Genomic DNA, 12,089 nt, shown 5'->3' on the forward strand with positions numbered 1-12,089 from the left:
TTCCTCATTTCACATGATTGGAGCGGACGAGAGCATCCGCCGCAGCGCCAGGCTGGCGACCAGCGCACCGAGCGCGCCGCCATAGGCAATCTTGATGGCCAGCGCGGCGCCCCAGCCGATCGGCGGCAGGCCGCCGGTCACGAGTGACAGCAGCCCGCCGAGCGCGGCGCCGGCCAGCGCAAAGCCGGCGGCGCGCAGCAGGATCGGACGCATGCTGCCACCGACCCGTTTGCGCGCGATCAGCGCCGGGACGAGCGCGCTCATCAGCGCAACGGCAATGCTCTGCGGCACGAAATCCAGCGCCAGCCGATCCGGCGCGGCCCAGGCCAGCAGGCGCGGCTGAGTGCCGAACAAGGCGAGGAAGAAGGCCAGGCTCAGCGCGCCATTGATGCCGACGCTGATCGCCGCCTCCCGCCGGATCGAGACGGCGCCGGTCATCGTCCCGCCTTCGTGAGCAGGCCGCGCATGTCCATCCAGCTCAGAAATTGCGGCAACAGGCCCATGGTCGTCGTGCCCGGCTTGCCCATGCCGAAGCCATGGTCGCCGCGCTCATAGGCGTGAAGTTCGACCGGCACATGCGCCCGGCGCCAGCTTTCGACCAGCGCATAAGAGGGATTGGGGAACAGGCTGTCGTCATTGGCGATCGCCGCGAACATCGGCGGCGCGTCGGCGGGGACATTGCGCGCCAGCATCGGGCCATAGACATAGCCGATGAAGGACGGGCGATCCGCGCCCTTGCCCTCCAGCGTGGTGTTCATCACGGTCATGGCGCCGGCGGAAAAGCCGATCATGCCGACCCTCTGGGGATCGATGCCCCATTGGCCGGCGCCCGCCCGCACCCGCTTCAGTGCGGCGAGGGCATCCAGCGTGGCGCGCGGCTCGCTGATCGTTGGGGGGACGTTGGGATCGCGCAGCGAGTCCGCCATGCGCTTGCCCATATAGGCCGATGCCTCGGCGGTGTCAGCCGGGGTCCGGTTCAGCCGATATTTGAGGACGAAGGCGGCGACGCCATGATCGGCCAGCCAGCGTGCGACATTCCAGCCCTCATGATCCATCGCCAGCAGCATGAAGGCACCGCCGGGGGCGACGATCACCGCCGCGCCGGTTGCCTTGGCCGGATCGGGCAGGACCGGGGTGATGGTCGGCACGGTGACGTTGCGCACGGCGAGGTCGTCGCCGAACCGCACCCAATTCTCGGTCGTGCCGTTGGGCGCCTTGAGATCGGGATAGAGCGGGATGGCATGGGGTTCGGCCGGGGCGGTGGTGGTCACCGGCGTCGGCATCTGGGCGATGGCGGGCGAGGCCAGCAACAGGGCGAGAAGGGCGAGGCGCTTCATGGCAGGCCTCCCCTTCAGAGCGCGTTGCGGCGGGCGATCGCGCCATAGACGGCGGCGCTGGGCTTGGCCGTGCGGGCGAAGCTCACGGGATCGACGCTGTGCAGGCCGAATTTGGGCTTGTAGCCGAAGATCCACTCGAAATTGTCGAGCAGCGACCAGTGGCAATAACCCAGCACCGGCACGCCATCGTCGATCGCGGCCTTGAGCCCCGCCAGCGCTTCGGGAATGAACTTCGCGCGAACCGCATCATCGTCGCTGCCCACGCCATGTTCGGACACCAGGATCGGCACGCCGGTCGCTTCATGGGCAAAGCGCACTGCGCCGCCAAGCGAGGGCGCCCAGACTTCGGTGCCGGACCAGTTGACGGCCGATCCCTTGGGTGCGGGCAGGCGGCCCTTGTCGCCCCACAGGGCGCGCTCGTAATTCTGGACGCCGATGAAATCGTCGCCCTTCGCGATCTCCAGCCAGTTGCCGTAAAGCTGCTTGCGCATGGCATCGCGCACCGAATGGGCGCCGACCGCCTGATCGTCGATCAATGCCAGCGAGAAACCGACCGGCAGGTCGCCGCGCACCGCCTTGATCGCCGCCTTCCCCGCCTTGTGCGCCGCTTCGAGGCCGGTCTGGAGCGCGGGCAGATCGTCGAAGCCGGCGACATTGGTGCAGACATATTTCGGCACGCCCAGCCGCTTGGCGGCGGTTTCCAGCGTCAGTTTCTGGATGTCCCACACCTGCTGGGGCAGCATGGGCTTGAGCAACAGCAGGATATTGGGTTCGTTGAGGGTGATGGCGCTGGCGATGCCCTGGCCCAGCGCGCGCATCGCCTTGTCGCAATAGCGGGCGAAAAGCTGCGCGCTTTCCGGGTTGGTCCAGCCGCCCTGCGCGCTGAACCAGCGCGGTGCGGTGAAATGGCTGAAGGTGACGATCGGCGCCAGACCACGCGCATGGCAGCCGTCGATCACCGCCTTGTAATGATCGAGCATCGCCTGGGAGAAGAGGCCCTTTTCCGGCTCGATCCGCGCCCATTCGATGCCGAAGCGATAGGCATTGAGGCCCATGGCCTTGACCAGGTCGAGGTCGGTTTCCCACAGCGCGAAACTGTTGCAGGCGTCGCCCGAGGGCTGGGAGAAGACGGTCGGTTGCTGATTCTCCACGAACCACAGGTCGCTGGCGATATTATTGCCCTCGACCTGATGCGGCGCGGTGGCCGCGCCCCAATAGAAGCCCTTGGGGAAATTGGGGGGGGCGCTCTTGCGCGCGGCGATGGCAGGGGCGGCCATCAGCGCAGCGCCGGTAGCCAGAAGGGTGCGGCGATCCAGCATGTTCCGTCTCTCCTATTGTAATTGTCAGGCAGTGGTTTCGCGCACGAAGGCGCAGATTTCTTGCAACAGCCGCCGGTCGGCGGTGCCCAGATGCATGGCCATGCTATAATGATTATGGCCCGACTGGATGAAGGCGCGCGGCATGGCGCCATGGCGGGCGAGCCGGTCCTGCAACAGCCTCAGAAACTCGGCCTGGAAGCGGGGCGGGTCGAACTCGGCGCAGGCGATCAGCAGCGGCAGATCGGTTGCGGCAACGGCCTCCAGCGGCATGCGGTCGGGATAAAATGAAGCATCGCCATAATAGAGCGTGTCGCGCGGATCGAGCGGGGTATAGCCATAAAGACCCGACAGCAGCACGGCGGCGCGCACGGCGTCCGATCCGGCAAGTTTCAGATAGCCCGCGACATGGACCGCGCCGGCCGATGTGCCCATCAGGACGATGCGATCGGCATCGCCGCCATGTTCGGCGGCATGATCCTTGAGCCAGCCGACGACCGCCGCGACATCCTCGGACCCCGCCGGCCAGCCATGGTCGGGGGCAAGGCGATAATTGATGACGACGCCCAGGAACCCGGCCTGCGCCGCCATCCGGCCGACATTGGCATTGGGCCAGGCGTCGGCGCTGCCCTTGTCGCCTTTCAGGAAACCGCCGCCATGGACGAAGACCAGAATGGGGGCAGGGGCATCACCCTTGGGGGCATAGAGGTCGAGCCGGTGGCGGGCATCCGGGCCATAGGCGATGTCGGCCTGCGTCACCGGAACCGCCGCCGCCAGCGCCATCTGCTCGGCATCGAACAGCGCCCGGCACTGGCCGAGTATGTCCGGTCCCAGATCGGTGCCCAGTGCGGCGATGGCGTCCCTGATCGGCTTCATATGTCCCCTCTGGCCAGAAGGATTAGGAAAAAAGACGGGACGCCACCAGCGGCGCCCCGCCTCAGGAGGATCAGAATTTTGCGTCCAGGCTGATGCCGATCTGGCGGAAGGACTGCGGGCCATAGATGGCGCCGATATTCTGCTCGCCCTGGTCGGTGGTGTAGGGGAAGTCGCTCTGCATCAGCGAAGGCTCATGCACGTTGAACAGGTTGCGACCGAAGATCGCGACGCTGTAGCGATCGTCATCGGTGCGCAGGCCGATGCGGCCGCCCACCAGCCAGTGCGACCGGAAGGTGGTTTCGTCGTTCGAATTGGCTTCGTAGCGCACCTTCGACTTCCACACCGTATCCGCCGCCAGGAAGCCCTTCAGGCGGCTCGTGACCGGCGCTTCATATTCGCCCGACAAAGTGAACTTGTACTTGGGCGCATAGGCAAGCTGGCTGCCGCCGATATTGGTGCCATCGGTGCCGATGAAGCCGCCCGGATAGGTCGCCTTGGCATAGATGAAGCCGGTGTTGAGCGACAGGCCATCGAAGACCTTGCCGAAGAAGTTGATTTCCGCGCCGCGCGACTTCACGCCATTGATGTTGGTCTGGACGCAGGAGATGACCGCGGTGCTGTCCACCGTGCACTGCTGCGCCTGGAAATTCTTGATCTTGCTGTAGAAGACATTGAGGTCCGCGACCCAGCCGCCGAACAAGGTGCTCTTGAGGCCCAGTTCATAGGCGGTCGGGATTTCCGGCTGCACGACGAAGGGCTTGGCCGGGGCCGAGGGGATGGCGATCTGCCCGCCCTTGAACCCGCGCGAGGCGGTCGCATAGACCATGGTGTCGTTGGCCAGGTCATATTGCGCGCCCAGGCGCCAGGAGAATTTCTGGACGTCCAGCACGGTGCGGCTGAACGGATCGGCCGGGGTGAAATAGTCGTAGCGGTCCATCGACAGGCGATCGGTGGTGTAGCGACCGCCGGCGATCAGCCACAGTGCGGGCGACAGGTGGAAGGTGCCCTGGCCGAATACGGCGAGCGATTCATCCTGGATGTCGATGTCGGCGCCGGGATTGCGCACGATCGGGATGACGAGGCCGGGGAAGGGCACGACCGACACCGCCAGCGTTTCGGGATCGCGGGTCTGCTTCTGGTTCGAATAGAAGACGCCAGCGGTATATTCGAGGAACTGGTCGGCGGGCGAGCTGACCCGCAATTCCTGGGTGAAGAGGCTCAGGCGCCGGTTGGTCGGGCCATTGGCGACCTGCAATTCCAGTGGATCGCCACGGAACACGTTGGTCGCCGCGCCATAGCCGGTCTCGTTCGACTTGCGATAGGCGGTGATGGAGGTGAGCGTGAAGGGATCGGCCTCATAATCGACCTGCAGCGATCCACCATAATTTTCGGTATGGCCGACATAGCTGTCGTCGCTGCAATAGTCGCGATTGCCTTCGCCCGGCGTCACGCCGCAGCTGGCAAGCCGGGCGGTGATGCCGGTGGTGTCGGCCAGCAGGCCGCCCAGCGCCGTGCCCGGACCGCTGGTCTTGACGAAGGTGAAGAAGTCGCCGCCATTTTCGATCCGGCTCTTGGTATAGTCGCCGATCACATTGACGGTCAGGCGATCGGTCGGCTTCCACAGGAAGCGGCCGCGAATGCCGTAGCGATCGGTGTCATTATAATCGCCGGTGCTGGCGTTGCGGTTCGGCCCCTGGCGGAAATTGGCGACGCCCGACAGGCGGATCGCGGCGTTGGTGGCCAGCGGGATGTTGACCATGCCCTGCACGATCTGGTTGCCGAACTTCGACCCCAGCGTGCCGGCGTCGGACAATTCGGTGCGGACGCGAGCGGCAAAGCCGGTCGGATCGGGCGCATTGGTGGTGATGTTGATGACGCCGGCCGAGGTGGTGAGGCCGAACAGCGTGCCCTGTGGTCCCTTGAGCACTTCGATCCGGCTGACGTCGAACAGATCGGAGATATTGGCGTTGCCCTGGCTCACCTGGTCGACGACCACGCCGACCGATGCGACCGCGCCAGCCGAGAAGGTCTGGGTGCCGATGCCGCGGATCGACCCGCCGCCGCCGGTATTCTGACCCGGCGCCTGCTGGATTTCCAGGCTCGGCGCGATGCGGTTGAGGTCGTTCATCGTGTTGACCTGCTGCCGTTCCAGCTGGGCGGCATTGGCCACGGTGATCGAGATCGGCACCTCGGTCACCTTCTCCGCCTTGCGCTGGGCGGTGACGATGATGTCGGAATCGTCCGCCGGCTGTGCCGCCTGTTCGGGCGCGGGCGCGTTCTGTGCGAAGGCCGGCGCGGCGATCGCGATGGCGCTCGCGAGGGCCGCAATGGTGATGTGCATGTTACGCATGGTCTGTCCTCCCCCGGTATGCGGGTTGATGATTGTTATTGTTCGTCGATGATGCGGTTGCTGAGCGTGCCGATGGTGCCGATGGTCACTTCGACCTTGTCGCCGGCCTTCATGTAGAGCGGCGGGGTGCGCTTATCGCCGACGCCGCCGGGCGTGCCGGTGGCGATCACGTCGCCGGGGCTCAACGGCGTGAAGGCGGTGACATATTCGATGACCGTGGGAATATCCCAGATCATGTCGCTGACCGGCTGGTCCTGCACCAGTTCGCCATTGAGGCGGGTCTGGACGCGCAGCGCGGCAAGATCGTCAATCTCGTCGGGCGTCACCAGCGCCGGGCCGAAGCCGCCGGTGCCGGGAAAGGTCTTACCCGGCGTGAACTGGATATTGTGGCGCTGCCAGTCGCGCGCGCTGCCATCGTTGAAGGCGGCGTAGCCGGCGACATAGTCCCAGGCGTCGGCGGCCGCGACCTTGTGCGCGGGCTTGCCGATCACCAGAGCCAGTTCGCCCTCATAGTCGAAACGTTCGGTCACGGCCGGCTTCACCATCGGCTGGCCGTCGGCGATCAGGCTGTCGGCATAGCGCACGAAGATCGCCGGATGCGCCTTCTGCTCGCGGCCGGTTTCCTTGACATGCTCGGCATAGTTGAGGCCGACACACAGGATCTTGGCGGGATCGGGGATCACCGGCAGCAGCACGACATCGGCGGCGGCATAGGATGCACCGTCGGCCAGGCCCGACAGTCTGCCGTCGGTCAGCGCGGCCTTCAGGCTCGGCGCCGCATCGGTCGCCAGCTCGACGATCGTCTCGCCCTCGATCCGGCCGAAGCTGGGGGTGCCGTCGGGACGGCGGAAACTGACATAGCGCATCAGGCTTGTTCCTCGTTGATCAGGTCTAGCGGCCGGGAGTCCCAGTCGCGGCGATGGCGGAATTTTTCTTCGGCGGCGCGCAGGCCAGCGAAATCCTTGTCGGACATGCCCCACTGGTCGATCCGGCCTTCGGGCCAGGTCCAGTCTTCCGGCGCGCCGGGCTGATAATCGTCGGCCACCTTTTCAACGGCGGTCGAAAATTCGATCACCGGGCCAAAGGGGGCGATGAAATAGGCGAAGACATTGGCGCCCGGACCATGGCGGCCCGGCCCCCAGGCAGGCACCATGCCATGATCGCGCAACCGGCCGATGCCGCGCATCACCGCGTCCATGTCCGCCATTTCGAAGGCGATATGGTTGAGGCTGGCAAAGCCGGCGCGGGCGAAGGCGGTCGAATGGTGCGAGTCATTGCAGCGCACGAACACCATGCCCTTGGTCCGGTCCGAGACGCGAAAGCCCAGCGCCTGCTCGACCAGATGGCCGGTTGCCTCCGCGTCGGCGCTGTTGAAGACGACATGGGTCAGCTTCACCGGCAGGTCGGCGCCTGCGATCGGCGCGACTTCCTCGGCATCGACCAGGAAGCGGAGCAATTCGCCCTCGGCCAGTTCGACGATGATGCCATGGCCGCCGCCCAAATCTTCCGACACGGTCGGCGTCGCTGGCAGGCCGGCGGCGGTGACGCTGCGCTTCAACAGCTCCAGCCGGTCGGCGGTGCAGACAAAGGTGGTGGAGCGGACATAGGCATCGGCCGATTCCGTCAGCGCCACGAGATAGGGATAGCTGCCCGACCCGCGCAGATAATGGGTCTCGCCCTCTTGCGCCGCCGGGGCCATACCCCAGATGTCGGTCAGGAAGGCGGCGGCCTCACCCGCATGGGGCAGCGCCAGTTCGATGCTGCGCAGCTTCATTTTCTGTCTCCGTGGAAAAGTCCGGCGGCGTCAATGCCGGCGATGGCGCAGGCCTCGTCGCATTCGCCGGTATCGCCGCTGATGCCGACCGCGCCGACCAGCGCGCCGTCCGCATCACGGATCAGCACGCCGCCGGGTGAGAAGGCCATCTGGCCGGTGGCTGCTGCGATGCTCTGGAAAAAGACAGGGTTGGACGCGGCGCGGGTGGCCAACACCCGCGTATCCGCGCCCATCCCCAGCGCACCCGAGGCTTTGGCCTTCGCGATGTCGAAACGGAACAGGCTGGCGCCATCCTCGCGGGCAAAAGCGACCGGATGGGCGCCGGCGTCCAATATGATGACGGCCAGCGGCTGGGCGCTGTCGGCGCGCGCCTTGGCAAGCGCGGCGTCGATGATGGCGCGGGCCTGCGCGAGCGAGAGGGTCATGCGGCAATCTCCTGATCGGCCGTGCCGGCGATCAGCGCGTCGCGCCGGGCGATCAGTTCTGCGGGGGCGCCAGTGCCGAAGACATAATGGTCAGGGCGGACCAGCACCGCGTCGGCGCCACGGGCGGCGAGCCAGTCGGCGACATGGCCGTCATCGCCCAGCTCCGCTACATCGACGACGGTCACGTCACCGCCGACAACCGGCTGGCGGGTGAACAGGCGCCAGCCATCGCCGGTCACATCGTCCAGCAGCCGGTCGCCGACGCGCGGCTGGATGAAGCGTTCGCCCGCACCCGGCGTGCCGGTGGCGACGATGCCGGTGGCGATGGCGGGGATCAGGTCGGCGGCCGTGCCGCTCTGGGCGCCCTTGGCGGCTTCGCGCAGTTGATGGTCGCGCGCGGCGGCGGCGTCGGGGGCGAGCACGCAGATATAGCGGCCCGCGCCCACGGCGGCGGAGATGACGGCGCGGACATGGGGATCACGTTCGGGCTGATAGCTGTCGAGCAGGCTCTCGGGCGCCTTGCCCGCCAGTACCAGTTCCAGCTTCCACGCCAGGTTCGCGGCGTCGCGCAGGCCATGGCACATGCCCTGGCCGAAAAAGGGCGGCGTCTGGTGCGCGGCATCGCCGGCCAGGAAGACGCCGCCCTGCCGCCACCGCTCGGCGATCAGGCCATGGAAACGATAGGTGGCGGCGCGCACCACCTGGTGCGGCACGCCGTCAAGATAGGGGGCGACCAGCGCGGCCACGGCGTCTGGCTGCATCATCGCCTGGTCGTCTTCACCGGGCAGCAGCATGAATTCCCAGCGGCGATGATTGCCGCGCCCCGGCACAATGGTGGCCGGGCGTTTGGGATCGCACATCATCACCGACAATTTCTGCAGGTCGGCCGCTTGCGGCACGCCCCACAGGTCGGGGAAGCGGACCGGGCCATCGACCTCGGCATCGACCACCAGCCAGGGTTCCTCGAAATCCAGATCATCCAGGCCGATGTCGAGCGCCTTGCGCACCGCGCTGCGGGCGCCGTCGCAGGCGATGACATAGCGGGCGCGGACCTGTTCCTCGCCGGCGTCCGACCGCAGCGTCAGCGTGACGCCGTCCTCGTCCTGTGCCAGCGCCTCGAACGCGGTGCCCAGCGACAGCTCGACATTGGGATAGACGTCCAGCGCATCGCGCAGATGGTCTTCCAGTTCGGGCTGGTAGAAGAAATAGTCGTTGGACCAGCTAAAGGGGCGGGGGCGGCCGACCGTGCCCATGTAGCGGATCACGCCATGATCGGCGCCGACATGCAGATGCCCCTCGGTATCGCGCATGTCCGGGGCGACCCGGTCGATGACGCCGGCCGACTGGAACAGGCGCATCATCTCATGGTCCAGATGGACCGCGCGGGGCAGGGGATAGGGGTTGGCCTCGCGCTCGATCACCAGGACCGAGACGCCCGCCTTCCCAAGTAAATTGGCCGCAAAGGCCCCCACCGGCCCGCAGCCGATGATCGCAACGTCGAACATGAAAGCGTCTTTCCGGTCAGACCGTCAGGGGCTCGGGCACGGGGGATTTGTGCATCCGCCCGCCCAGCATGATCATCTTGATGTTGGCCGCATCCTGCAGCAGGCGGACGTCCGTGGTCGGATCACCCTCGACCAGCAGCAGGTCGGCGAGATAGCCCGGCTTCACCTGGCCGACGGGCTGGTCCATCAGCTCGCCGCCCAGCATGGTGGCGGCATGCAGCGCCTCGGCCGGGGTGAAGCCATAATAGGTGACGAAATGTTCCAGGTCGCGGGCGTTGCGGCCATGGGGGTTGAAGGGAAAGCCATAGTCGCCGCCGGGCAGGACGCGCACGCCGCGCGCCTTCAATTTGGGCACCAATGTCTTTTCCAGTTCCAGCCGCTCGGCCGCGCTCGCCTTCATCGACGCCATATTGATATGGGGCGGCGGATTGGCCTCCAGCGCGGCGACCGATACGCCGGGACCGGGGGCGTAGAAGATGGCGTCCTTCTTCGCCGCCATGGCGTCGACCGCCGCGTCATCCGCGAAGGAGCAATGGTAGAGGATGCGGGCGCCGGCTTCGAGCGCCAGATTGATGGCGCGCGGGCTATAGGCATGGGTGGCGATCCACAGGCCCGCTTCCTTTGCCGCCTCGCCGGCCGCGATCATTTCCGCGTCGGTATAGAGAATGTCCTGCGACGATCCGGGCTTGAGCGCATCTTCACCCGAAATGACCAGTTTGAGCGACTTGACGCCCTCCGCCGCGCAATAGGCGACGAAGGCGCGCATCGCTTCGGGCCCCCGCCCGTTGAACACATCGCCGGTTTCGACCCCTTCCTCGCCTTCCGGGCTGCGCTCCAGCGTGGAGGGCACCAGGCGCGGGCCGGGGGTTTCGCCGGCCGCAATAGCGCGGGCCAGTTCCGGTTCAATCTGGTCGCCCAGCGCGCCGGCCGAATAGAGACTGGTATAGCCATGGTCGAGCAGCACGCGGGCATTGCGCCAGGCGGCGACCTTCAGTTCCTCGGGCGGCAGGATGAACTGATGATAGATTTTCTCGACCGAGCTGCCCCAGGTCAGATGGGTATGGGCGTCGACCATGCCGGGCATCAGCGTCGCGCCCTGGCCGTCGATCACCATGTCGGCCTGCGCCGCGTCGATCGCGGCTTCGTCGCGCAGAATGTCGGCGATGCGATCGCCCTCGATCATGACCGCGCCGGGGAAGGGCACACTGCCGGTCCCGTCGAAAATCGCAATATTGCGGATCAGCTGCCGCACGAGGGCTCTCCCGAAGTCTCTTGTTGAATGCCCTTATGCGCCGAATTTATACGCAAGAATAATAATGATTTTTGGGAACGTCATAGCTTGGAGCTATGGATCATGATGTCCAGCAACGCCTCGCCCAGCCGCGACAGGCGCGCATCCTTCAGCTTGCGGATGCCGATGCTGCGCTGGAAGGTTGCTTCGCGAATGGCGATCGCGCGCAGCACGCCGATCGACAGTTCGGCCGCCGCCACCTTCATCGGCAGGATGGTCAGCCGGCTGCTGTTCCGCACCATCGCCTTGGTCGTCAGCAGGGAGTCGCATCGGATCACATCCTGCGGCACCGGCACGCCCGCCGCCATGAACAGCGCGTCGATCTGCCGGCGAAAGGCGCCCCGCGCCTCCGGCAGCACCCAGCGCTTGGCCATCATGTCGCGCAGCGACACCTCGGCCGGCAGATGGTCATTGCGGCGCCCGACCACCAGCGCGAACGGATCCTGCGCGAAGGTGATTTCCTCGATCCCCTCGGGCGGTTCCTCCAGCCCCGTGGTGACGAAGGCCAGTTCGATCTCGCCCCGGTGCAGCATGTCGGCCAGGTCATGGTCGGGCCGTTCCACCGCATGCAGCGCGAAATGGCCCATCTTGTCCTCCAGCCGTCGCACCGCGTCGGGCAGCAGGCTGACCAGCGCACCCGGCGTGCCGCCGACGCGGAGCGGGCCGGTCACGCCTGCGCGCGCCAGTCGCAATTCCTCCTCCGCGCCGCTGATCAGGCTGTCGACCGCCTCCGCCCGGCGCAGCAGCACTTCGCCCTCCGGCGTCAGGCTGATGCCGCTGCGCGACCGGGCGAACAGGGCCGCGCCGACCGACTGTTCCAGTTGCGCGATCGCATTGGACACGGATGGCTGGGAGATGTTGAGCAGCCGCGCCCCGCCGCTGATCGAGTTGGCACGGCAGACGGCGAGGAAGGTGCGAAGCGCGCGGGGATCGATCATCGGCCTAGATAGCCCGACCATCGCCGCGCACAACAAGACAATCTAGCCGTCGGTGCCGCTCGCCTCCCGCACCAGGGCGATCAGGGCGGCAGGACTGCTGGCGCCGGTCTTGGCGACGATCGCGGCGCGATGATCCTCGATCGTCTTGGGGCTGAGCGACAGGGCGGCGGCGACCATCTTGTTGCTCATCCCCTGGGCCAGGCAGTGCAGCACCTCGCGCTCGCGCGGGGTCAGCGGCGCCAGCCGGGCCAGCGCCCCGCGCCGCTGCCGGCTCCAG

The 12,089-nt window shown here is 66.6% G+C and carries 12 protein-coding genes; all 12 read right to left on the minus strand.

Going from position 1 to position 12,089, the window contains the following annotated elements; genetic code table 11:
* Positions 1-9: 9 nt before the first annotated feature.
* Positions 10-438 carry a hypothetical protein gene (locus A0U87_RS19710; RefSeq protein WP_048937636.1) on the minus strand — a complete coding sequence of 143 codons (429 nt, stop codon included), beginning with the start codon at positions 436-438 and terminating at the stop codon, positions 10-12.
* Entirely contained in the window at positions 435-1,337 is a 903-nt protein-coding gene (locus A0U87_RS19715) for an alpha/beta hydrolase (RefSeq protein ID WP_048937635.1), read from the minus strand. Before A0U87_RS19715 ends, A0U87_RS19710 begins: the two co-directional genes overlap by 4 nt.
* 14 nt (positions 1,338-1,351) lie before the next feature.
* Positions 1,352-2,656 carry a family 1 glycosylhydrolase gene (locus A0U87_RS19720; protein ID WP_048937634.1) on the minus strand — a complete coding sequence of 435 codons (1,305 nt, stop codon included), beginning with the start codon at positions 2,654-2,656 and terminating at the stop codon, positions 1,352-1,354.
* Between the two features lie 24 nt (positions 2,657-2,680).
* The gene (locus A0U87_RS19725) at positions 2,681-3,529 is read right to left on the minus strand and encodes an alpha/beta hydrolase (RefSeq protein ID WP_048937633.1); all 849 of its coding nucleotides are present in this window, start codon (positions 3,527-3,529) and stop codon (positions 2,681-2,683) included.
* 70 nt (positions 3,530-3,599) lie between these two features.
* Complete coding sequence (locus A0U87_RS19730) at positions 3,600-5,879, minus strand: TonB-dependent receptor (RefSeq protein ID WP_137405907.1); 2,280 nt, start codon at positions 5,877-5,879, stop codon at positions 3,600-3,602.
* A gap of 35 nt (positions 5,880-5,914) precedes the next feature.
* Entirely contained in the window at positions 5,915-6,745 is an 831-nt protein-coding gene (locus A0U87_RS19735) for a fumarylacetoacetate hydrolase family protein (RefSeq protein WP_048937631.1), read from the minus strand.
* Positions 6,745-7,653 carry a VOC family protein gene (locus A0U87_RS19740; RefSeq protein WP_048937630.1) on the minus strand — a complete coding sequence of 303 codons (909 nt, stop codon included), beginning with the start codon at positions 7,651-7,653 and terminating at the stop codon, positions 6,745-6,747. The genes A0U87_RS19735 and A0U87_RS19740 overlap by 1 nt, the downstream gene beginning before the upstream one ends.
* The gene (locus tag A0U87_RS19745; RefSeq protein WP_048937629.1) at positions 7,650-8,078 is read right to left on the minus strand and encodes a heme-binding protein; all 429 of its coding nucleotides are present in this window, start codon (positions 8,076-8,078) and stop codon (positions 7,650-7,652) included. The genes A0U87_RS19740 and A0U87_RS19745 overlap by 4 nt, the downstream gene beginning before the upstream one ends.
* A complete protein-coding gene (locus A0U87_RS19750; protein WP_137405908.1) occupies positions 8,075-9,583 on the minus strand; it encodes a bifunctional 3-(3-hydroxy-phenyl)propionate/3-hydroxycinnamic acid hydroxylase in 1,509 nt (502 codons plus the stop codon). Before A0U87_RS19750 ends, A0U87_RS19745 begins: the two co-directional genes overlap by 4 nt.
* 16 nt (positions 9,584-9,599) lie before the next feature.
* A complete protein-coding gene (locus A0U87_RS19755; RefSeq protein WP_048937627.1) occupies positions 9,600-10,835 on the minus strand; it encodes an amidohydrolase family protein in 1,236 nt (411 codons plus the stop codon).
* 80 nt (positions 10,836-10,915) lie between these two features.
* Complete coding sequence (locus tag A0U87_RS19760; RefSeq protein WP_010338918.1) at positions 10,916-11,812, minus strand: LysR family transcriptional regulator; 897 nt, start codon at positions 11,810-11,812, stop codon at positions 10,916-10,918.
* Positions 11,813-11,854: 42 nt separating this feature from the next.
* The coding region (locus tag A0U87_RS19765) for a helix-turn-helix transcriptional regulator (protein ID WP_137405909.1) at positions 11,855-12,089 on the minus strand (235 nt) is incomplete at its 5' end.

It is taken from the genome of Sphingobium sp. MP9-4 (assembly GCF_005281675.1).
Classification (GTDB): Bacteria; Pseudomonadota; Alphaproteobacteria; order Sphingomonadales; family Sphingomonadaceae; genus Sphingobium; species Sphingobium yanoikuyae.

Bases quoted from the DNA above. Each gene is read 5' to 3' on its own strand.
- A0U87_RS19730 (WP_137405907.1), bottom strand. From the start codon at position 5,879: ATGCGTAACATGCACATCACCATTGCGGCCCTCGCGAGCGCCATCGCG.
- A0U87_RS19715 (WP_048937635.1), bottom strand. From the start codon at position 1,337: ATGAAGCGCCTCGCCCTTCTCGCCCTGTTGCTGGCCTCGCCCGCCATC.
- A0U87_RS19750 (WP_137405908.1), bottom strand. From the start codon at position 9,583: ATGTTCGACGTTGCGATCATCGGCTGCGGGCCGGTGGGGGCCTTTGCG.
- A0U87_RS19740 (WP_048937630.1), bottom strand. From the start codon at position 7,653: ATGAAGCTGCGCAGCATCGAACTGGCGCTGCCCCATGCGGGTGAGGCC.
- A0U87_RS19725 (WP_048937633.1), bottom strand. From the start codon at position 3,529: ATGAAGCCGATCAGGGACGCCATCGCCGCACTGGGCACCGATCTGGGA.
- A0U87_RS19760 (WP_010338918.1), bottom strand. From the start codon at position 11,812: ATGATCGATCCCCGCGCGCTTCGCACCTTCCTCGCCGTCTGCCGTGCC.
- A0U87_RS19710 (WP_048937636.1), bottom strand. From the start codon at position 438: ATGACCGGCGCCGTCTCGATCCGGCGGGAGGCGGCGATCAGCGTCGGC.
- A0U87_RS19720 (WP_048937634.1), bottom strand. From the start codon at position 2,656: ATGCTGGATCGCCGCACCCTTCTGGCTACCGGCGCTGCGCTGATGGCC.
- A0U87_RS19745 (WP_048937629.1), bottom strand. From the start codon at position 8,078: ATGACCCTCTCGCTCGCGCAGGCCCGCGCCATCATCGACGCCGCGCTT.
- A0U87_RS19735 (WP_048937631.1), bottom strand. From the start codon at position 6,745: ATGCGCTATGTCAGTTTCCGCCGTCCCGACGGCACCCCCAGCTTCGGC.